The following is a 20,970-nucleotide window of genomic DNA, read 5'->3' as shown; positions in this document are numbered from 1 at the left end:
GCGCCTCCTGCCCTCGGGCCGGAGTCGGGCCGGGGCGGTCAGCCGGTCGCGGTGAGCGCCGCGTGGGCTCGTGCCCGCCCGGGCGCCTCGCGCAGCGACGACGCCAGCCCGGCCAGGCGCCCGGCCGCACCGGGGTCACGCGTCGACAGGTCGAGCACGTGCCTCAGCGCCTCCGCCAGCTCGTCGGCGGTCGCCGTGTTAGGGGCCAGAGCGACGCCGACGCCGGTGCGCTCGAGGGCCGCGGCCCCGGCGAACTGGTCGGTCGAGAACGGCAGGACGACCACGGGCACTCCCGCGGTCATCGCCTCGGTCACGCTGTTGTTGCCCCCGTGCGTGACGGCCGCGGCCGCCGCGTCGAGCAGGGTCACCTGCGGCAGGAACTCGCGGACGAGCCAGTCGGCCGGCACCTCGCCGAGGTCGGCGCGGGCCCCGGAACCGAGCGCGATCGCCGCCCGCACCCCGACCCTCCGCAGGGCCTCGGCCACGCGCCCGAGCACGTCGGACCGCACCGACAGGAAGCTGCCGAAGCTGACGTAGACGAACGGGGCGGCGTCGGCGTCGGCCAGCCAGGCGGCGACCTCGGCGTCGACGGGCTCGGCGCGGACGGCCGACCCGAGCCAGACGTGCGGCGGCAGCAGGGCGTCGCGGGCCGGGTCGGCGAGCTCGCCGGGGTAGTTGTAGAGCAGCAGGTCGCCGTGCTCGCCGAACGCGCTCGTCGACGGCGGCAGGTGTGGCGCGAGCTCGGCCAGGGCGGCGTTCCACTCGGCGGTGAACGAGGCGTCGACCCGTTCGCAGAGCTCGCGCAGGCCCGCGATGCCCGCCGGAGCGGGCCCGGCGTCGAACCGGGCATCGGTCGCGGACGGCACCGCCGACTGAACGTCGAACCGCCGAATGTGGCGGTGCGACGTCGATTCGGCGGTGCGACTCGAGTCGTCGGCGGGTCCGGCGGCGCCCGCCGCACCCGCACCCGCCCCGGCCCCGGCACCTGCCCCGGCACTCGCACCTGCACCCGCACCGGCCCCGCCGAACGCGGCGGGCCACTCGGGCGGGCAGCCGTAGACCTCGTCGCCCACGGGCAGCGCCGTCGGGTGGCCGAGCACGACGTCGGCGAACGGCACGCCGCCGGCCACGAGGGCGAGCCGGGCGCTGAAGGCGAGGTGGTCCACCACGATCTGGTCGGGCCGGACGGCGGCGACCACGTCGAGCACGGCGCGGGCCGTCGCGACCGGCTGCCACATGAGGTCGGTGAGGCGTTCGCGCGCCTGGTACGACAGCGTCTCGACCATGCCGAGGCGGGTGGCGTCGAAGAAGCCGCGCAGCGACGCGTCCTCGTCGGCGACCTGCTCCTCGGCACGGATCACCCCGGGGTTCGAGCCGCGCCCGAGCTGCAGGTGCACGCGCTCGAAGCCGAACGACTCGACGATCGCGGCGGTGGCCGGCCCGGTCGCGACGACGACGCGCTCACCGCGGTCGCGCCACTCGGTGGCCAGGGTCGCGAGCGGCAGCAGGTGCGAGGCGTAGTCGGGGCTGATGACGAGCAGGGTCATCGTGCGCTCACGCTCCACTCGCGCTGCTCGAGTTCGTCGTGGTGCACCGTGTCGTAGACGCCCGACAGCGACCGCGCCATGGCCTGGATCGTGAAGGACCGCTCGACGGTGTCGCGCGACCGAGCCGCGCGCGCCTCCGTGGTCTCGGCCGCGGCCGCGGTCAGGGCCTCGCCCATGGCCTGGCGCAGGGCGTCGACGTCCCAGGTGCGGGTGAGCCAGCCGGTGTCGCCCTGACGCACGTAGGTCGACGGACCGCCGCCCTGCGGTGCGACGACGAGCAGGCCGGAGCCCATGGCCTCGAGCAGGGCGATGCCGAACTCCTCCTTGAGGCTGCCGCAGACGTAGACGCCCCGCGGAGCCGCCAGCCCCGGCAGGCCGAACCGGGCCGCGGCGACCCAGCGGGCGACGGTGTCGTTGGGGCGGTGGCCGGGCAGCAACAGTCCGGAGGCGCGCTGCCGGCCCGCAGGGACGATCGCGTCGATCAGGTCGAGCTGTTCGCGCTCGTCGGCGCTGGGGTGTTCGAGGTCGCCGCCGATCAGCAGCAGGTTCGCGCGGTCGCGCAGCGGCACCCCGTGCGCGTCGGCCCCGTCGACACTGGCGTCGGCCTCCGCGGCGCCGGGCGCGCCGGCCGCGCCGCCGGCCCAGGCCTCGACGATCGTCGCCATGCCCTTCACCCGGTGCAGGCGGCCGACGCTGACGAGCAGCGGCAGGCCGCGGCGCTCGGGCGGCAGCGACTCGAGCAGGGCGCACAGCTCGGCGAGCGGCGGGGTCGCGGGGCGTCCGGCGGCGTGCTCGGCGGCCTCGGCGACCGAGCGGTCGACCACGTCGAGGTCGATGCCCTCTGGCACGATCGTGTGCCGCTCGGGGTGCGAGGTGACGTCGATGCCGACCAGCTCGCGCATGTCGCGCTCGAGCTCCGGCCGGGGGAAGAGCACGGTGTGCGAGGCGTTCGAGGCGAGCTGCTGCACGAGTCGCGTGCGGAACCAGAAGTGCTCGACCTCGTCGACGTCGCCGAAGGTCTCGCGGGTCAGGGCGCCCGACAGGTCGAGCGACTGGATGACGGCGTGCGGGTCGGGCGCGACCGTGAACACCACGGGGATGTCGAGCTCGCGCGCCACGTCGGCCGCCGCCAGGCTGCCCACGTCGGCCATCCGCAGGTGCAGCAGGTCGACCCCGCCCGCGGCCCGCAGCACCCGCCGGATGCCCCGGCGCGCGGCGACCCGCAGCGGCCAGGCGGTCGCCGACGAGACGGGGTCGCTGAGCAGCGGCACCCGCCCGTAGACGTGCCCGGAGGCGCGGGTCGCCAGGTCGTGCACGCTCGCCACCGCCGCGTCGGCCGAGCCGCGCGACAGGGTGACGACGCGGTCGACGCCCCGGGCGCCGGGTGCGTCCACCGCGCCTCCCGGGCTCAGGGCCGCGAGCGCGGCGAGGGCCTCGCGCGCGACGAAGGCGTCGGCGCCGGAGGCCGCCTGACCCGAGGAGGCGCCCGGCCCGTCGGACGCGGAGGGCGCCGCGGCCAGGGCGTCGCCGAGTCGCACGAGCAGCGTCGCGATGCCGCCGTTGTCCCCGCTGCCGGCGTGCGTGAGCCCGGCATCGATGTCGGCGTGCAGGAAGAGCTGCGCGATGGTGAGGCCCTCGCGACCGGCCGGGTCGGTGCCGTCGAGCTCGGGGTCGAGTCCGCGGTCGCGCCGGCGGTCGCCGTCGGGCACCTCGTCCGGGGCCGACAGGTCGATCGTCGAGAGGCGGGCCACGTCGCCGAGGTAGCCGTCGTGGCGAGCGAGCTCGCGGACGGCGGCCGCGACCCCGTGGTCCCCGCGACGTTGCCCCAGGGCGGAGACGGCGGCGACGCGGACGTGCTCGTCCTCACCGGCGTCGAGGGCGATCGTCAACAGGGGACGCGAGGCGATGCGGGCCCGCACGAGGCCGAGCGTCTCGACCAGGCGGTACCGCGCGCCGGGCTCGTGCACGCCGATCAGGGTGCCCTCGAGGGCGACGCCGACGACGGCCGGAGCGGACGACGACCACTGCTCGAGCGTGCGCTGCGCGACCATGCCCGTGAACCCGCCCGCGACGACGAGGCCGATCAGCCGGCCCACCGTGTCGTGGCGCGGCAGGCGCTGGCTGAGCGCCGACGCGGCGTGCTCGCGCAAGAAGGTGCGGTCGCTCGACAGCAGGTCGCTCAGCACGACGTCGGCCTGCTCGTCGAACACCTGGGCGAGGGCGTTCGTCGCGGCGATGGCGACGAGCTGGTCGTCGCTCTCGAGGGCGCCGCGCAGCACCCGGATCGTGCGGGCGCCCCCGGTGCGGGCCGCGTCGAGGGCGAGGTCGTCGGCGAGGCGCATCGAGTCGACCAGGCGGTCGGCCTCGTGGATCGCGTCGAGCGAGGTCTGGATGCCCATGACGGTGCCTCTCGGTGGTGCGGTGGGGTGCGGTGTGGTGCGGGGTGGCGGGTGTGACGGTGGTGGCGGGTGCGGCGCGCGGCGCACGGGGCGCGGGGCGGCCCGCGTGCCCCGGGCCTGGTGGAGCCTATCGCCGCCGGATGGCCTATCGGTGCGGGGTCGGTGCGGGGTCGGTCCGGGGTCGGTGCGGGGTCGGTTCGCGCGAAGACACCGCCGAGTGGACACGGCACCACGGCAGTGCGCGGTGCGGTGTCCGTTCGGCGGTGCGCTCGTCGGTGTCCTCGCCGGTGCGTTCGGCGCCGCGGGGGTCCGGTACCGTCGTGGGCGGCATCGATCCCGCTGCCGAGACCCGCAGCGAGAGGCCCCACCCGTGCGAATCGTCACCATCGGAGACGTCGGCGTGCTCGACGGCATGGTCCACGTCGGCGACGAGGCGATGTTCCACGAGGCGACCGTGCAGCTGCGCGCCCGTGGCGCCACGATCACCGGCGTCTCGTCGAACCCGGCCGAGACCGCCGAGCGCTACGGCATCGACGCCGTGCCCGCGATCGGGTTCCACCCCGCGACCACCGGTGGCCGACTCGGCCAGCGCGAGCGCCGGGCCCGCGTGCTGTCGGCGATCGACGGAGGCGCGGGTCACCTCCCCCAGGACGACCCGGCCTGGCAGCTGATCGAGGCCGTCCGGGAGGCCGACGGCGTCCTCGTCGCGGGCGGCGGCAACATGGCCTCGCTCTGGCCGATGCACGTCTACGAGCGCAACACCCTCGGGCTGATCGCCCGCCGTTTCGGCAGGCCGCTGGTGGTCAGCGGGCAGACCATCGGCCCCGTCCTCGACGGCGAGGACCGAGAGCTCGTCACCGAGCTGCTCGACGCCGCCGCCCTCGTCGGGCTGCGCGAGGGCGCGTCGCTCGAGCTGGTGCGCTCGCTCGGGGTCGACGCCGCCAAGACCGTCGGGACGGTGGACGACGCGAGCTTCCTCGCGGCCGACGCCGCGCCTCCTGCGCTCGGCTCGGCGGGGCCGGACGCGCCGTACCTCGCGGTCAGCCTGTCGGCGCACGTGGGCGACGCCGACCGCGGCGAGTTCGCGGCGGCCGTGGCCCGGCTGCTCGACCGGGTCGCGGGCGAGGCGGGGCTCGAGGTGGTGTTCCTCGCGCACTGGGCGTCGCTCGACCCGACCGAGGAGCGCGGCGACTCGCTGCTGCACCGGGCCGTCCTTGACCGGCTGACCGTGCCGGCGCGGGTCGAGCCGACGACCGACTCCCCCGCGGCGGCGCGCTTCGCCCGGGGCGCGGCCCTGCACCTGACCAGCCGCTACCACCCGGCCGTCTTCGCCGTCGCGGGCGGCGTGCCGACCGTCGGGCTCGCGGTCGACGACTACACGACGATCAAGCTGACCGGTGCGCTCGGCAACTTCGGCCAGTCGAGCGTCGTCTCGGCCGCGCAGCTGCTCTCGGGCGAGGCCGAGGAGGTCGCCCTGACCACGTGGGCCGGACGCGACGGCGTGCGGACGGCCTGGGCCGGGAGCCTCGACGAGACCCGGGCCGCGTCCTCCGCGTGGTGGGACCGCGTCGCCGCCGCCCTGCGCGCCTGACGCGACCCGCGCCTCCCGGGCCCGGCCCCGCACGGCACGCACGCCCCGGGTGACGGCACGCGCCCGCGGGTGACGTCACCGCGCCAGGACGTGGTCACAGCGCCAGGCCTCGTCGTGGTGCTGTGCCCACCTCCTGGTGTGGTGGGCGACGAGCTGGCCACACCCCGCCACGAAGTAAACACGCCGCCACGCGATGTCGTGGCGGCGTGTGTACCTCGTGGCGGGGCAGCCTGCGATGCGACGGAGCAGAGGAGGCGCGGCGCGGGTCGCCCTCGCAAGTCCCCGGCCCCGAGCCGCGGCGTGGGCAGCCGCCAGAACGAGTGCACCGCGCCAGCACGTGGTCACAGCGCCAGGCCTTGTCGTGGTGCTGTGCCCACCTCCTGGTGTGGTGGGCGACGCGCCGGGCCGGGCCCGGCCCCGGCTCAGTGCTGCAGGGTCGCGCTGGGGTACTCGCCGAACCGCTGGACGTACGAGGCCGTGAAGCGGCTCAGGTGCGTGAAGCCCCAGCGCTGGGCGACCGCGGCGATGGTGGCCTCGCCCGGGGCCAGCTCGAGCAGTTCGGCCCGCACGTGGTCGAGTCGGACCGTGCGCAGGTACTCGGTGGGCGTGACGCCGAGCTGCCGACTGAACGCCTGCTGCAGGCCGCGGGGCGTGAGGTGCACGATCTCGGCGACCTGCGTCATGTTGACCGGCAGGTGCGCGTGGGTGTGCAGGTACTCGACGGCTTCGCGCAGGCGGGCGTTGCGGGGCGCGAGCAGCGCGGGCGGCAGGTCGATCGAGCGGTGCGTGAACGTGTTGAGCAGGGCGATCGCCGACTGGCGGTTGAGCTCTGAGCGCAGCAGCTCGGTCGACTCGCCACCGAGGATGGTCTTCGCCGCGTTGGTGATCGTCGCCTGCCAGCGACGCAGGTCGCCCAGGTCGGGCACGGCGGTGTGGTCGAACTGCAGGGGCCCGGCGAGCGCGCCCTCGTGCTCGGCCGCGATGCGCTCGAGGTAGGCGGCGTCGAAGTGCACGAGGTTCTGGCGGTACTCGCGCACCTCGAACTCGAACGCCTTGCCGGTCGGGAACATCAGCGGGCGGCCGATCTCGAACGCGGCCTCCTCGGCCCCGACGTCGACGCGTCCCTCGCCCGCGGTGATCCACGCCACGACGTATTCGCGCTCGGGCTGGATCGCCCCGCGGATGTCGCCGAGGAACATCGACGAGCGCAGCGTCATCTCGGAGTCGCCGGCCGTCGTGTACCGGTAGGCGAAGGTCTCCTGCCGGGCGTCGGTGCGGAACCCGGCGCCGTTGTAGGTGTCCTCGAACAGAGCGCGCGCCTGGTCCAGGTCGCGGCCGCCCATCTCGGATCGCACCGGGGGCAGAGTCTGTTCGGGTTCCATCAGAGTGATCCTGCCATGCCGGGGACGGCGGAAGGACGCCCCGACCGGGCCGGACCCCCGAAGCGGGGGCGACGGGGCTCGGGGCTCACGCGACCGGCGGGGTCGTCGCCGGGCCGAAGGCCTTCGCGAACGCGGCTCGCAGCACGGCCTTGAAGCCCGAGGGCAGGCGCGTGCGGTGCAGCACGTCGGCCTCGACCACCAGCGCGAAGAAGGCCTCGCCCTCGACCAGCCACCACGACCGCACGGAGTCGGACGCGAAGACCGCCTCGCCGTCGGGCTCGTCGGGGCTCTCGACGATGACGCGGTCCTCGTAGAGGGCGACGGCACCGTGCTCGCCGTTGATCGAGGCCGAGCACTCGAAGATCAGGTCGGGGTCGAGCGGGGGCGCGAAGTCGCCGAAGAACAGGTCGGCCGCCGGCGTGCGGGCCGCGTCGCCGATCTGGCCGAAGTCGCTGGCGTCGTTGAAGTCGCCGAACGCGGCGTCGAGTTGTTCCGGCCGCCCGGGTACGCGGCGCGACTCGTCGCTCTCTGCGTCCACGGGGTACTCGACTCTCGTCCTGGTGCGGTGTGATCAGAAGCGTGCGGGGTGATCAGGACCGCCGTGCAGCTGCTGCACCTGTGCCATTAGACAGCCTAGCTACCGGCCGGTGCACCTCGAGGGCCCCTCAGTTCGGTTTGTGGCCATGCGGCCGCGAGGCACGCAGGAGGCGCGACCCGCGCCACCGGCGCCCGTCACCAGGAGGCGCGGGTCGCGTCCGTCAGGCGACGCGCGTGATGCGCTCGACGGCCTCGCGGGTCAGCTCCCGGCTCGGCGGCGAGGGGTCGAGGGCGCGGTGGATCGAGAGCCCCTCGATCAGCGCGTCGACCTGCCGGGCGGTGTCGGGGTCGAAGTGGCGCTCGAGCTCGACCCGGCTGCGTCGCATCCACTCGCGGGTGATCTCGCGGAACCGGGGCTCGCGGGCGGCCAACGTGTAGAGCTCGTAGCTGAGCACCTGGTCGCGGACCGCGGCAGGGCCGGTGAGGTCGTCGTGGACCAACGCGACCACCGCCTCCTTGGCCTCGTCGCGGCTGGTGGCGGCGCCGAGCCGCGCCTCGAACCGCACGATGATCGTCTCGGCGAAGCGCGAGAAGGCCTCGTGCAGCAACTCGTCCATGCCGTCGAAGTGGTACGTCATCGAGCCGAGCGGCACGTCGGCACGCGCCGCGATCTTGCGGTGCGAGGCGCCGGCCACGCCGACCTCGGCCACGACGTCGAGGGTCACGTCGATCAGGCGGTCGCGACGGTCGGGCTCGGTGCGTCGGGTGGTGCCCACGGCTAGAGGCTCCTCACCACTCGCGCCGGGTTGCCGACGGCGACGACGTTCGCCGGGACGTCCTTCGTCACCACCGCCCCGGCGCCGACGACGCTGTTGTCGCCGATGGTCACGCCGGGCAGCACGATGACGCCGCCGCCGAGCCAGACGTTGTCGCCGATGGTGATCGGCTTCGCGGCCTCGAGCTTGTCGCGGCGCGGCTGCGGCTCGACCGGGTGCGTCGGCGTCAGCAGCTGCACGTTCGGGCCGATCTGGCAGTCGGCCCCGATGGTGATCGGCGCGACGTCGAGCGCGGTCAGCCCGTAGTTGACGAAGGTGCCGGCCCCGATCGTGACGAAGCTGCCGTAGTCGACGTACACGGGCGCCCGGACGTGCGCCGTCTCGTGCAGGCTGCCGAACAGCTCGCGGGCGACGGCCTGTGCGGCGTCGACGTCGTCGGCGTACACCGCGGCGAAGCGGGCCTGCAGCGTGATCGCCCGTTGCTGCTGCACGGCGATGTCGGGATCGTCCGAGACGTACAGGTCACCCGCGAGCATGCGCTCGTGGTTGGTGCGCGGGTCGCCGGCGAAGTGGTCGGGGGTGGCCTCGACCTCCGGTGAGGCGGACGAGGAGGCGCGGGTCACGTCGGTCTGGTCGGCTGCGGTCATGCTCGACACCCTAGACGACGAGCGTACGAACGTACACACTGGACCCATGAGCACCCGCCCGCCGTTCAGCCCCGAGCTCGCCCGACGTCGGGCGGCGGTGTTCGTCTTCATGGCCGTCGTCGGCGTCTCGCTGGCCTCATGGGTCGTGCGGACCCCTGCCATCCGCGACCTGCTGCAGGCGTCGACCGGCCGGATGGGCCTGGTCATCTTCGGGCTCTCGGTCGGGTCGATGGGCGGCATCCTGTCGTCGGCGCCGATCGTGCGCCGCCACGGCGCCCACCGCGCGGTCGCGATCGGCGGCACCTCGCTGGTCGTCGGCGTCGCGCTCGTCGGCCTCGCGGCGTCGCTCTCGCTCACGCCCGGCGTCTTCGTCGGCCTGGCCCTGGTCGGGGCCGGCGTCGGGCTCGCCGAGATCGCCGTCAACATCGAGGGCGCCGCCATCGAGACCGCGTCCGGGCGGTCGGTGCTGCCCGTGCTGCACGGCTGCTTCAGCCTCGGCACGGTCGCGGGCGCCGGCCTCGGCATCCTGCTCACGGCGACGCACGTGCCCGTCCAGTGGCACCTGCTCGGGGTCGCCCTCGCGGGCGGAGCCGCCCTGGCCTGGGCGGTGCCGGTCGTGCCGCGCTCGACGGGACGCTCCGACGCGCTGGCCGAGCGCGCCTCCGGGGTGCGGGACCGCCTCGCCGGGTCGCTCGCGGTCTGGCGCGACCGCCGGCTCGTGCTGCTCGGCCTGATCGTGCTGGCGCTCGCCCTGGCCGAGGGCTCGGCCAACGACTGGCTGCCGCTGCTCTTCGTCGACGGGCACGGCGTCTCGCCGACGGCCGGCACGGTCGTCTTCACGGCGTTCGCGGCGGCGATGACGGTCGGGCGGTTCGCCGGCGAACCCCTGCTCGCCCGGTTCGGCCACGCGACCGTGCTGCGGGCGAGCGCCCTGGTCTCGGCGGTCGGCATCGCCCTCGTGGTGTTCGCCGACTCGGTGGTCGTCGCGGGCGTCGCCGTCGTGCTCTGGGGGCTGGGCGCCGCCCTGGGGTTCCCGGTGACCGTCTCGGCCGCGGCCGACGGCGACGACCCGACGTCGGCGGTCGGAGCGGTCGCGACGATGGCCTACGTGGCGTTCTTGGTCGGCCCGCCGTTGCTCGGCTTCGTCGGCGAGCAGGTGGGGCTGCGGAGCGCGATGATCGTCGTCCTGGTGGTCGTCGTGGGCGCCTCGCTCATCACGTCGGCGGCGCGGCCCCGCGCGCGGTCCTCGGCTGCCCGGCCTTAGTGTACGTTCGTACACCATGACGTCACCGACGACCTCTCCCGCCGCCCCGGCCCGCACCGTGCCGACGCGCGAGGACCGCCGAGCCCGACTCGGCGTCGCCCTGCTCTTCTTCACCAACGGCGCCCTGTTCGCGAACATCCTGCCGCGCTACCCCGCCATCAAGGACGGCCTCGACCTCTCGAACGCCGACTTCGGCCTCGCGGTCGCCGCGTTCCCCGTCGGCGCCCTCGTCGCAGGTCTCGGGGCCGGGTGGCTCATCCGCCGCTTCCGGTCGTCCCGCGTCGCCGTGATCGGCACCGTGATCACCGGCGTCGCCGTGCTGCTCGCCGGCCTCGCGCCCGTCGGCGGACTCCTCGCCGCGGGGTTCCTGCTCGCGGGGGCGATGGACGCCATCGTCGACGTCTCGCAGAACTCTCACGGGCTGCGGGTGCAATACCGCTACCGACGGTCGATCCTCAACTCGTTCCACGCGGTCTGGAGCATCGGCGCCGTCCTCGGCGGCCTCATGGGCGGCGCCGCGGCGGGCCTCGGCATCCCGGTCGTGTGGCACCTCGGGGCGTCGGCGGTCATCTTCGCGATCGTCGCGCTCGTGTCGTACCCGCTGCTGCTGGCCGGGCCCGAGCCGGCCGAGGGCGCGGCCGAGTCGACCGAGGGCACGGCCGACGGTACCGCTGCGTCCGCGTCCGTCGACGGGACCGTCGCACCGGGTGCCGACGTGACGGCGGGCGCCGGGCCGGGCGCCGCACCCGTGGCGAGCGGCCCCGGGGACGCGACCCGCGCCTCCTCGGCTCGAGGTGGTCGCCCGGTCTCGGTCGGGTTCGTCGCGAAGTGGGGAGTGCTGCTCGCGCTCGTCGTCATCGCGTCGTCGGGCGCGGTCGTCGAGGACGCGGGCAGCACCTGGGCGGCGCTCTACCTTGGCTCGCTCGGAGCCGGCGTGACCGTCGCCGCCCTCGGGTTCGTCTCGCTGCAGGGGGCCCAGTTCGTCGGGCGGCTGCTTGGCGACGGCATGGTCGACCGCTTCGGACAGAAGGCCGTCGCCCGGGCCGGAGGCGTGTTCGTCGCCGTGGGGATGGGCGTCGCCCTGGCGTTCCCGTCGGTGGTCGGCACGATCGTCGGCTTCGCGGCGGCGGGGTTCGGCGTCGCGACGTTGATCCCGGCAGCGATGCACGCGGCGGACAACCTGCCCGGGTTCCGTGCCGGGACGGGGCTGACGCTGGTCAGCTGGTTGCTGCGGCTCGGCTTCTTGGCGTCGCCGCCGATCGTCGGGTTCGTCGCCGACTCGGTCGGGCTGCGGTTCGGACTGCTGCTCGTGCCCGTGGTCGGGGTGGCCGTCGTGCTGCTCGCCGGGGTGCTCGAGGGGCGCCGGGCGCGCGGGTCGGCGCCGCGCGGCAGCTGACCCGGCACGGGTCGGAGCGACGTCGCACCGCCCGCGACCCGGGCACCCAGAACTGGGGAGGGCGCGGCGGCGGCCGGGCGGGCAGACTCGGTCGAGCCCAGAGCCCGAGGAGGCCCGTCCGTGCTGTCCACCGTGTACGTCAGCCGATCGTCGTACCCGTTCACCGACGACGATCTCGCGAACCTGCTGATGACCAGTCGCGCCAACAACGCCCGCCAGGGCATCACCGGCATGCTGCTGCACCGCGAGGGCCGCTTCATCCAGGTGCTCGAGGGGCCCGAGGAGGCGGTGCGAGCGCGCCTCGCGGTCATCGCGCGCGACCCCCGGCACACGGGTGTGAACACGATCGTCGACGAGCACGTCCCGGACCGGCTGTTCCCCGCGTGGACGATGGGCTACCGGGCCGTCACCGACGACCTCGCCTCGTCGATCCCGGGCTACGCCGACGTCTTCGACGCCGCCACGGCGGAGATGGTCGACGGCACGGGCGGCCTGTCGCCGTCGTCCGCCTACAAGGTGCGCACGCTGCTGCGCTGGTTCCGCGAGCAGCCGACCACGGTGACCGACGAGCTCTTCGCGCCCCGCGCCTCCTGACCCCGACGGGGTTGTGACGTCGGCTCGACGTCGGGGATACTTTCAGGACGAAAGTAAGTCTCGCCGTCTGGAGCCACCGTGTCGCACCCCCTCTCGTCGCCCGCCGTCGCACCCTCGGGCGCACCGGACGCGTTCGTCCACCTGAGCAGCGCGGGCGTCAGCCTGCTGCTCGACGTGACCGCCGGGCGGCTGCCCTCGGTCGTGCACTGGGGTGCCGCCCTCGGCCGGCCGGACGTCGACGACGTGCGGTCGCTCGCGGCCGCGGCCGTGCCGCCGTACGTCAACAACCTGATGGACGAACCCGTGCGCCTGGCGATCCTGCCCGAGCACCACGCGGGCTGGTCGGGCAAGCCGGGAGTCGGCGGCCACCGGTCCGACGGCGCCGACTGGTCGCCGCGGTTCACGGTCGACGCGTTCGACGTGACGGGCGGGGCCGAGACGACCCGCGCCTCCTCGGGCCCCGTGCTGATCGACGCGGGCGCCGCCCTCGTCACGGTCGGCGCGCACGACGAGGTCGCCGGGCTCGCCCTCGTGCTCGAGGTCGAGCTCACCGGGAGCGGGCTCGTCCGCATGCGGGCCGAGCTGACGAACGTGGCCGGCCGGGCGGGCAACGCGTCGGCCCGCACCGCGAGCTCGGCGGCCCACGCCGCGAGCGCGGCCGCCGACGTCTACACGGTGACCGACCTGCACCTGGCGCTGCCGGTGCCGCCGCGGGCGCGCGAGGTCCTCGACTTCGCCGGCCGCTGGGGCAGGGAGCGCACCCCGCAGCGTCGCGAGCTCGTCGTCGGCGTGCACGAGCGCGAGGGGCGGAAGGGCCGCACCGGCCCCGACGCCGCCACCGTGCTGAGCGTCGGCGTGCCGGGCTTCGGCTTCGGGGCGGGCTCTGGGGAGGTCTGGGGCCTGCACGTCGGCTTCAGCGGCGGCCACCGTCACTACGCCGAGCGGCTGTCGACCGGCACGCAGGTGCTCGGCGGCGGCGAACTGTTGCTGCCGGGCGAGGTGCGACTCGAGGTCGGCGGGTCGTACCGCAGCCCCTGGGTGTACGCCTCGTACGGCGACGGCCTCGACGACCAGGCCCGACGGTTCCACCGCTGGCTGCGGTCGCGCGAGCAGCACCCGACCCGCCCGCGCCCGACGACGATCAACGTGTGGGAGGCCGTCTACTTCGACCACGACCTGGCCCGCCTGCGCGACCTCGCCGACCGGGCCGCCGCCCTCGGCGTCGAACGGTACGTGCTCGACGACGGCTGGTTCCACGGCCGACGTGACGACCACGCCGGACTCGGCGACTGGGTGGTCGACGCCGACGTCTGGCCCGACGGCCTGGCTCCGCTGATCGACCACGTCACCGGCCTCGGCATGGAGTTCGGCCTCTGGTTCGAGCCCGAGATGGTGAACGAGGACAGCGACCTGGCCCGCGCCCACCCCGAGTGGATCCTGCAGACCGGCGACCGCCTGCCCCCGCGGTCGCGAGACCAGCAGGTGCTCGACCTCGGCAACCCCGAGGCGTTCGCGCACGTGCTCGGCCAGATGTCGGCGATCCTCACCGAGTACGACGTCGCCTACCTCAAGTGGGACCACAACCGCGACCTGGTCGACGCCGGCACCTGGCCGACCGGCGCCGCGGGCGTCCACGAGCAGACCCTGGCGGCCTACCGGCTGATGGACGAGCTCAAGGCGCGGTTCGCCGGCCTCGAGATCGAGGCGTGCTCGTCCGGCGGCGCCCGCGTCGACCTGGGCGTGCTCGAGCGGGCCGACCGGGTCTGGGTCAGCGACTGCATCGACCCGCTCGAGCGGCAGCAGATGAACCGGTGGACGATGCAGCTGCTGCCGCCCGAGCTGCTGGGCTCGCACGTCGCGTCGGGCGTCAGCCACATGACCGGCCGCTGGCACGAGCTGTCGTTCCGGGCGGGCACGGCCCTGTTCGGCCACCTCGGCATCGAGTGGGACCTCGCCCGGGCCACCGACGCCGAGAACCGCGACCTCGCCGAGTGGATCGCCCTCTACAAGCGGCACCGCCACCTGATGCACACGGGCGACGTCGTGCGGGTCGACGAGGCCGACCCGTCGTTGCTCACCTACGGCACGGTCGCGGCCGACGCGAGCGAGGCGCTGTTCTTCCTCGCGTACGTCGGACGCTCGGACGTCGCACCGCTCGGCCGCGTCCCCCTGCCCGGCCTCGACCCGTCACGGCGTTACCGGGTCGCCCCCGTGCTCGTCGGGTCGCCCGACCACGGCCTGACGCCGCCGCCGTGGTGGGGCGCGGCGGACGCGGACGGCTCGTACCCGGGCGTCGTGCTCGACGGGCGCGCCCTGGCCGTGGTCGGGCTGCAGGCACCTGCGTCGTTCCCCGACCGGGTGGTGCTGTTGCGGGTCACCGCCGAGGGGTGAGGGGTGCGGGGCGATGAACCCCGAACACGAAGACGAACCCCGATCGATCGGGGTTCGCCTTCGTGTTCGGGGTTCTCCGCGCGGCGAGCGCGGCGAGCGCGGCGGACGTGAGGCGCGGGGCCCGCAGGAGGCGCGGGTGGCGCTCCGAGGACGGCCGGCGCGGCGAGCGCGGCGGACGCTCTCAGCGACCGAGCGCGTGCATCTGGATCGCGACGGCAGCGGCGCCCCGGGCCCACTCGTCGAAGCGGAACCGCTGGACGACGAGTCGGGGTGCGGGCGTCGACTGGTGCGTGCTGCTCGCGATCGCGCGGTCGACCGCGGCGGCGGCGACCGTCGCGAGCCGCACTCCCTCACCCGACAGCAGGACCGCCTCGGGGTCGAGCACGTTGAGGACGCCGGCGATCAGCTGACCCAGGACGTCGGCGGCGGCGTCGACGACGACCCGCGCCTCCTGGTGCCCGTCGGCGGCGAGGTCGAGCAGGTCGTCGTAGCCGACCGAGCGGCCGAGGGCCCGAGCAGCGGCGGCTTCGACGGCGGACACCGTGACGAAGGCTCCGGCGCAGTCGTGGTGGCCGAGGTCGCAGGTGGGGGCGGGCGCGACGGACGGGACAGCTGCCGGCACGACGACGCGCTGGTGGCCGATGCTGCCCGCCGACGAGTGCGCCCCGCCCAGCACCTCGCCCGCGGCGACGAGGCCGAGGCCGACCCCGGCACCGATCGTGACGAGCGCGAACGAGCGCAGCCCGCGGCCCTCGCCGAACCAGAGCTCGGCCTGCGTGAGCGCGCGCACGTCGTTCTCGACCCAGGTCGGCAGGCCGGCCGCGGCGGTCACCCGTTCGGCGAGCGGCACGTCGTCCCAGCCGAGGAAGGGCGCGTGCCGGACCACGGCCCGGTCGACGACCTGCCCACCCACGGTGACCCCCAGCGCACGGATGCGGTCGTCCTGGTCGCGGGCACGGCTCACGACCCGGGCGATCTGGGCGACGACGGCGTCGGGTGACGGGGCGGGGAGGCGCTCGTCGCGTTCGGACAGCACCTCGCCCCGTTGGTCGGTGACGACGACGAAGAGGCGGTCGTGGGTCAGCTTGACGCCCACGAAGTGGTGCGCGTCGGGGTCTAGGTCGAGCGGGATCGCCGGCCGGCCCGAGCCCGAGGCGGCCCGGGAGGCACGCTCGACGAGCAGGCCGCTCTCGAGCAGGGGCTTGGTGATGCGCGTGAGGCTCGGGCCCGAGAGGCCGAGGCGCTCGGCGAGCTGCGTCCGGGGGCGGGGGCCGTGCACGAGGATCTCGAGCACCACGGCCTGCGCGCTGCCGGCGAGCGGGGCCCAGCCGTCGACTCCGGGGCGGGGGTGCGGGTCGGCCGCTCCGACGGCGGAGGGCCGTGCGGCGCCGGTGTCGCGGGAGTCCGTCACGCGACGATCCTATGCAGCCGACCCGCGCCTCCTGACTCCGGCCCCGCGGCCCGGTCGGCGGGTCGTCGCCGCCCCGCGGCGTACCCCGGCACCCGAAGTGGGGGACAACGAACCGCCACCCGATGGCCGAACATCAGGTGTGGCGATGCGGACGGGTGACGAGGCGCTGCCCCCGTGCACCCTCTGCTCGGCACCGACCCGGCGCGAGCCGAACCCGTTCTACGGCACGGCCCTCTCGGTGCACCGTCACGTGCTCGTCTGCACGGCGTGTGCGACCGTCGGCTTCGCTCCGGCTCCGGACGACGACACCCCCGAGGAGGCGCGGCGCCGGCCCTACCGCGTCGGCCTGCGTGCCCGCGTGGCCGGCTGGTATCGCGCGCTGCCCTGACCACCCCGACCGCACCACGCCACGACGTGGACACGGCACCACGACATGTCATGGCGCGGTGTCCACTTCGTGGCGCGGTACCCGGTCGCGGCCTCAGCCCTGCTGCTGCGGGCCGCCGCGGGTCGCCGCCGCGTGCTCGGCGTCGGCCTGGAACCGGCCCGCGGCCTCGGCGTCGAGCTCGGTGCCCGCCCCGCAGTAGGCGCAGGTGTAGACGTGCTTCGTCGAGTACGGGATCACCGGGATGAAGAACAGCGTGAACCATCGACGGTGCTTGACCAGGCGCTGCGCAGCCTCGTTGCCGCAGACCCGGCAGACGAAGAAGAGGACGCCGAGCAGGGCACTCGTGCCCTTGGTGCCGAAGATGATCATGCGCCTCACCCTAGGCGGGCCCGGTCGGCGGTCGTCCTCGGACATCCGCCTCCTCCTCTCGGTGTTCGCGCCGGCGGACACCGCGAGAGAGCCAGGGACCCACCCGTGACGTGGACGTTTGCACGTCGATCGTCATGGGATTACACTTCCGATCAGATGAAGCGGGATCTCTGTTGGGTCCCTGGTTCTCTTCACGGAGAGCACATCGAAGCCCGAGATCGGTTGGACGGTCTCGGGCTTCGCCATGCCCGGGGGCCGTTCCGGCGATGACGACACCCGACAACCATTTTACATATCGGTCGTCGATCCACGGGGATCGACTGGCGGCGAGTGGGTGTCGCACCGCGAGGTGAGCAACGCACCGCCGAACGAGGCGGTGCGACGTCCAGCCGGCGGTGCGACACGAGCCGCTTGCGCAGCGCGCCGCACGCAGCCGCTCAGCCGGCGCGGAACCTCCGCAGGCGCAGGCTGTTCGTCACGACGAACACCGACGACGCCGCCATCGCCGCGCCCGCCAGCACGGGGTTGAGCAGCCCGAGCATCGCCACCGGGATCGCCGCGACGTTGTACGCGAAGGCCCAGAACAGGTTGCCCTTGATGGTGCCGAGGGTCGCCCGCGACAGCCGGATCGCGTCGGCCACTCCGCCCAGCTCGCCGCTGACGACGGTGAGGTCGCCCGCCGCGATCGCCGCGTCCGTGCCGGTGCCCAGCGCGATGCCGAGGTCGGCCGTGGCGAGTGCGGCCGCGTCGTTGACGCCGTCGCCGACCATCGCGACGACGTGACCGTCCGCCTGCAACCGGGCCACCGCCTCCACCTTCTGCCGGGGGGTCGCGCGGGCGACGACGTCGGCGGCGTCGATGCCGACCTGCCGCGCGACGTGTCGGGCCGCGCCCTCGTTGTCGCCGGTCAGCAGCACCGGCGTCAGGCCGAGGCGGCGGAAGCGCTCGACGGCCTCGCGCGCACCCGGCTTGACGGTGTCGGCGACCGTGACGACTCCGCGCACGACGCCGTCCCAGGCGACGGCGACGGGGGTCGCCCCGGTCGCCTCGGCCGCGGCGAACGCCGCCTCGAGCTCAGGAGGCGCGGTGACCGACCACTCGTCGGCCAGCCACTCGGGGCGGCCCACCAGCACGAGCGTGCCGTCGACCAGGGCCTGCACGCCGGCACCGGCGTGCGCGGCGAACTGCTCGGCGGGTGGGACGCGGACGCCACGGCGGGCTGCCTCGGCCTCGACGGCGCGGGCGACGGGGTGCTCCGATCCGGACTCGACGGCGGCGGCCCGGGCCAGGACGTCGTCGGCACCGGCCTCGCCCTCGACCACCTCGCGCACGCCCATGCGCCCGGTCGTGACCGTGCCGGTCTTGTCGAGGACGATCGTGTCGACCGTCCGGGTGCGCTCGAGCACCTGCGGCCCGCGGATCACGATGCCGAGCTGCGAGCCGCGGCCCGTGCCGACCAGCAGGGCGGTCGGCGTCGCGAGCCCCAGCGCGCACGGGCAGGCGATGATCAGCGTGGCGACGGCGGCGGTGAACGCGGTCTGCAGCGACCCGGTGAAGAACCCGCCGGCCCCGCCCGCCGCACCGCCGGCGACCGATCCGCCGACCAGCCCGCCGAACGCCAGCCAGCCCACGAAGGTCAGCACGGCCAGCCCGATGACGACCGGCACGAACACGGCCGACACCCGGTCAGCCAGCCGTTGCACCTCGGCCTTGCCGCTCTGGGCCTCCTCGACGAGGCGGCCCAGGCGGGCGAGCTCGGTGTCGGCGCCGACGCGGGTGATCTCGACGAGCAGGCGCCCGCCGACGTTGAGCGTGGCCCCGACGACGCGGTCGCCCGGGCCGACCTCGACGGGCACGGACTCGCCGGTGAGCATGCTCAGGTCGACGGCCGAGGTGCCCTCGCGCACGAGGGCGTCGCTGGCGATCGACTCTCCGGGACGGACGACCACGAGGTCGCCGGGCACCAGGCTCGCGGTGGCGACCCGCGCCTCCTGACCGTCGCGCAGCACGGTGGCCTCCTTCGCGCCGAGCTCGAGCAGGGCGCGCAGGGCCTCGCCCGAGCGACGCTTGGCGCGGGCCTCGAGCCAGCGCCCGAGCAGGATGAACACCGTCACCGCCGCGGCGACCTCGAGGTAGATCTCGGTCGGGCCGCCGTGCGTCGCGACCAGGCTGAACGACATGTGCATGCCGGGTCGACCGGCGTCGCCGAAGAAGAGCGCCCAGAGCGACCAGGCGAATGCGGCGATCACGCCGACGCTGACGAGGGTGTCCATGGTGGCGGCACCGTGCCGCGCGTTCACGGCGGCGGCGCGGTGGAACGGCCAGGCGCCCCAGACGGCGACCGGCGCCGCCAGGGTCAGCGCGAGCCACTGCCAGTTCGTGAACTGCAGCGCCGGCACCATCGAGAGCACGACGACCGGCAGCGCCAGGGCGGCGCTGACCAGGGTGCGGTGCCGCAGCGCGTCGACCTCGGCGGCCCGGGCGTCGGGGGCGACGCCGTCCGCGCCGGACGCGCCGTCGGGCGAGGACGCAGGAGGCGCGGGCACGGTGGCCCCGTACCCCGCCGCGGCCACCGTGGCGATGAGCGCCGCGACGTCGGGCACCCCGGGGCCGCCGTCGCGTGCCTCGTCGGCCGCACCGGCCACGACCCGCACGTGGGCCTTCTCGGTGGCGTAGTTCACCGACGCCTCGACGCCGGGCAACTTGTTGAGCTTGCGCTCGATGCGGTTCGCGCAGGAGGCGCAGGTCATGCCGCTGATGTCGAGCTGCACGGCGCCCGGCTGCACGGCGTCCGGCTTCACGGCGTCGCGCTCGGCCGCGTCGAGCGGTGCGGTGGCCCGCGGGACGCTCCCGCCCGGCCGACCCGCGCCTCCTGCGGTGGTCATCGTGCGGACAGCTGGTAGCCGGCCTCTTCGACGGCGGCCCGCAGCTGGTCGTGCTCGACGGTGGCGTCGGCCGAGACCGAGACGGTCGACGCGCCTCCCGGGTTCAGGTCGACCTCGACCGAGTCGACGCCGTCGACCTCGGAGAGCTCTTCGGTGACGCTGGCGACGCAGTGCTCGCAGGTCATGCCGTCGACCTGCAGGGTGGTGATGGTGGAGTCGGTCATGCGCGGTCCTCTCGATCGGCCCTCAGGTTATACCCCCTAGGGGTATCACGGCCAGGGGCTCGGCCGGTTGTCCCCCACCTCCGAGAAGCCTCCGCGTCGAGGCGGCGCCCGGTGACGCGGACTACGAACAGAGGGGAGCCCGCCCACCCGGCGGGAGAGAGAAGGCACCCGACCATGACCGAGATCACCGCACACCACGGCCTCTTCAAGGACACGAACCTCCACGTCGACGACACCGGCGGCTCGGGCCGCACCGTCGTCCTCATCCACGGCTGGCCCCTGTCGGGCGAGTCCTGGAGCAAGCAGGTCCCCGCGTTCGTCGAGGCCGGCTACCGCGTCGTGACCTACGACCGCCGCGGTTTCGGACGCAGCGACAAGCCCAAGACCGGCTACGACTACGACCACCTCACCGAGGACCTGCACACCGTCCTCACCGAACTCGACCTGCAGGACGTCACGCTCGTCGGCTTCTCGATGGGTGGCGGCGAGGTCGCCCGTTACTTCAGCAAGTACGGCGCCGAGCGCCTGCACAGCGTCGTCTTCGCCTCGGCCGTGCCGCCGTACCTGATGAAGACCGACGACAACCCGGACGGCCCCCTCACCAAGGAGGCCGCCGCCGACATGACAGCCGGCCTGACCAAGGACGAGGACTCGTTCTACGACGAGTTCACGACCGGCTTCTTCTCGGTCGACGGTGTGCTCAAGGTGTCCGAGGCCGACCGCCAGGACGCCCTGCGCCTCGCCAAGCAGGCCTCGAAGCCCGCCGCCCTCGAGGCCATGGCCTCGTTCGCGAACACCGACTTCCGTGACGACCTGACCAAGGTCACCGTGCCGACGCTGGTCATCCACGGTGACGGCGACGCGACGGTTCCCTACGAGGGGTCGGGCGCCCGCACGCACGCCGCCGTCGCGGGCTCGGAGCTGCACGTCATCGAGGGCGCACCGCACGGTGCCAACGTCAGCGACGCCGAGGAGTTCAACCGCGTGGTGCTGGAGTTCCTGAAGAAGTAACACTCTTCGCGACGCGACCCCCAGGAGGCGCGGTGCCGGTCTCGAGGACCGGCACCGCGCCTCCCGCGCGTGCGGCCTGTGTGCCTCTTCCGCGTGGGCCCGGGGGCTGGCCCTCGTTCGGGGGTGAAGATCACGAGCGGGTAACGAACCGGGACTCG

17 protein-coding genes are annotated in these 20,970 nt (G+C 74.5%); 7 read left to right on the top strand and 10 right to left on the bottom strand.

Annotated features, from left to right (window positions below; genetic code table 11):
- Nucleotides 1-38: 38 nt before the first annotated feature.
- Nucleotides 39-1,547 carry a glycosyltransferase gene (locus ASG05_RS10820; protein ID WP_056260873.1) on the bottom strand — a complete coding sequence of 503 codons (1,509 nt, stop codon included), beginning with the start codon at nt 1,545-1,547 and terminating at the stop codon, nt 39-41.
- Nucleotides 1,544-3,946 (bottom strand): glycosyltransferase, encoded by a 2,403-nt coding sequence (locus tag ASG05_RS10815; protein WP_056260441.1) that lies wholly within the window; start codon nt 3,944-3,946, stop codon nt 1,544-1,546. Before ASG05_RS10815 ends, ASG05_RS10820 begins: the two co-directional genes overlap by 4 nt.
- 370 nt (nt 3,947-4,316) lie before the next feature.
- Between ASG05_RS10815 and ASG05_RS10810 the strand changes: the two genes are divergently transcribed.
- Nucleotides 4,317-5,537 carry a polysaccharide pyruvyl transferase family protein gene (locus ASG05_RS10810; protein WP_056260440.1) on the top strand — a complete coding sequence of 407 codons (1,221 nt, stop codon included), beginning with the start codon at nt 4,317-4,319 and terminating at the stop codon, nt 5,535-5,537.
- A 422-nt stretch (nt 5,538-5,959) separates the two neighbouring features.
- Here ASG05_RS10810 and ASG05_RS10805 read toward each other — a convergent pair whose 3' ends face one another.
- From ASG05_RS10805 to ASG05_RS10790, 4 genes are all read right to left on the bottom strand, one after another.
- Nucleotides 5,960-6,919 (bottom strand): helix-turn-helix transcriptional regulator, encoded by a 960-nt coding sequence (locus ASG05_RS10805; protein WP_082486644.1) that lies wholly within the window; start codon nt 6,917-6,919, stop codon nt 5,960-5,962.
- A gap of 85 nt (nt 6,920-7,004) precedes the next feature.
- Nucleotides 7,005-7,457 carry a hypothetical protein gene (locus ASG05_RS10800; protein WP_056260438.1) on the bottom strand — a complete coding sequence of 151 codons (453 nt, stop codon included), beginning with the start codon at nt 7,455-7,457 and terminating at the stop codon, nt 7,005-7,007.
- Between the two features lie 220 nt (nt 7,458-7,677).
- Entirely contained in the window at nt 7,678-8,232 is a 555-nt protein-coding gene (locus ASG05_RS10795) for a TetR/AcrR family transcriptional regulator (protein WP_056260437.1), read from the bottom strand.
- 2 nt (nt 8,233-8,234) lie between these two features.
- Nucleotides 8,235-8,768 carry a sugar O-acetyltransferase gene (locus ASG05_RS10790; RefSeq protein WP_056260870.1) on the bottom strand — a complete coding sequence of 178 codons (534 nt, stop codon included), beginning with the start codon at nt 8,766-8,768 and terminating at the stop codon, nt 8,235-8,237.
- Between the two features lie 157 nt (nt 8,769-8,925).
- Between ASG05_RS10790 and ASG05_RS10785 the strand changes: the two genes are divergently transcribed.
- The 4 genes from ASG05_RS10785 (at nt 8,926) to ASG05_RS10770 (ending at nt 14,524) form a co-directional block, all read left to right on the top strand.
- The gene (locus ASG05_RS10785; protein WP_056260436.1) at nt 8,926-10,143 is read left to right on the top strand and encodes an MFS transporter; all 1,218 of its coding nucleotides are present in this window, start codon (nt 8,926-8,928) and stop codon (nt 10,141-10,143) included.
- 16 nt (nt 10,144-10,159) lie between these two features.
- The gene (locus tag ASG05_RS10780) at nt 10,160-11,539 is read left to right on the top strand and encodes an MFS transporter (RefSeq protein WP_056260435.1); all 1,380 of its coding nucleotides are present in this window, start codon (nt 10,160-10,162) and stop codon (nt 11,537-11,539) included.
- A 120-nt stretch (nt 11,540-11,659) separates the two neighbouring features.
- Nucleotides 11,660-12,133, top strand: coding sequence for a BLUF domain-containing protein (locus tag ASG05_RS10775; protein ID WP_056260434.1), 474 nt, complete (start codon nt 11,660-11,662; stop codon nt 12,131-12,133).
- Between the two features lie 78 nt (nt 12,134-12,211).
- Nucleotides 12,212-14,524, top strand: coding sequence for an alpha-galactosidase (locus ASG05_RS10770; RefSeq protein WP_056260433.1), 2,313 nt, complete (start codon nt 12,212-12,214; stop codon nt 14,522-14,524).
- Nucleotides 14,525-14,705: 181 nt separating this feature from the next.
- Here ASG05_RS10770 and ASG05_RS10765 read toward each other — a convergent pair whose 3' ends face one another.
- Nucleotides 14,706-15,935 (bottom strand): ROK family transcriptional regulator, encoded by a 1,230-nt coding sequence (locus ASG05_RS10765; protein WP_056260432.1) that lies wholly within the window; start codon nt 15,933-15,935, stop codon nt 14,706-14,708.
- Nucleotides 15,936-16,080: 145 nt separating this feature from the next.
- On the opposite strand from ASG05_RS10765, the gene ASG05_RS10760 reads away from it, so the two are divergent.
- The gene (locus ASG05_RS10760) at nt 16,081-16,323 is read left to right on the top strand and encodes a hypothetical protein (protein ID WP_157490185.1); all 243 of its coding nucleotides are present in this window, start codon (nt 16,081-16,083) and stop codon (nt 16,321-16,323) included.
- A gap of 93 nt (nt 16,324-16,416) precedes the next feature.
- Here ASG05_RS10760 and ASG05_RS10755 read toward each other — a convergent pair whose 3' ends face one another.
- The 3 genes from ASG05_RS10755 to ASG05_RS10745 all read right to left on the bottom strand — a co-directional run bounded on the left by ASG05_RS10755 (nt 16,417) and on the right by ASG05_RS10745 (nt 19,801).
- Complete coding sequence (locus tag ASG05_RS10755; protein ID WP_056260430.1) at nt 16,417-16,692, bottom strand: zinc-ribbon domain-containing protein; 276 nt, start codon at nt 16,690-16,692, stop codon at nt 16,417-16,419.
- 437 nt (nt 16,693-17,129) lie between these two features.
- A complete protein-coding gene (locus tag ASG05_RS10750; protein WP_082486643.1) occupies nt 17,130-19,577 on the bottom strand; it encodes a cation-translocating P-type ATPase in 2,448 nt (815 codons plus the stop codon).
- On the bottom strand, nt 19,574-19,801 hold the full coding sequence (locus ASG05_RS10745; RefSeq protein ID WP_056260429.1) for a heavy-metal-associated domain-containing protein: 228 nt from the start codon (nt 19,799-19,801) through the stop codon (nt 19,574-19,576). Before ASG05_RS10745 ends, ASG05_RS10750 begins: the two co-directional genes overlap by 4 nt.
- Before the next feature lie 174 nt (nt 19,802-19,975).
- Between ASG05_RS10745 and ASG05_RS10740 the strand changes: the two genes are divergently transcribed.
- A complete protein-coding gene (locus ASG05_RS10740; protein WP_056260428.1) occupies nt 19,976-20,812 on the top strand; it encodes an alpha/beta fold hydrolase in 837 nt (278 codons plus the stop codon).
- Nucleotides 20,813-20,970 lie beyond the last annotated feature (158 nt).

The organism is Frigoribacterium sp. Leaf186 (assembly GCF_001423905.1).
Lineage (GTDB): Bacteria > Actinomycetota > Actinomycetes > Actinomycetales > Microbacteriaceae > Frigoribacterium.
The sequence above is the reverse complement of the archived record's forward strand: the minus strand, read 5'-3'. Positions and strand labels throughout refer to the sequence as shown.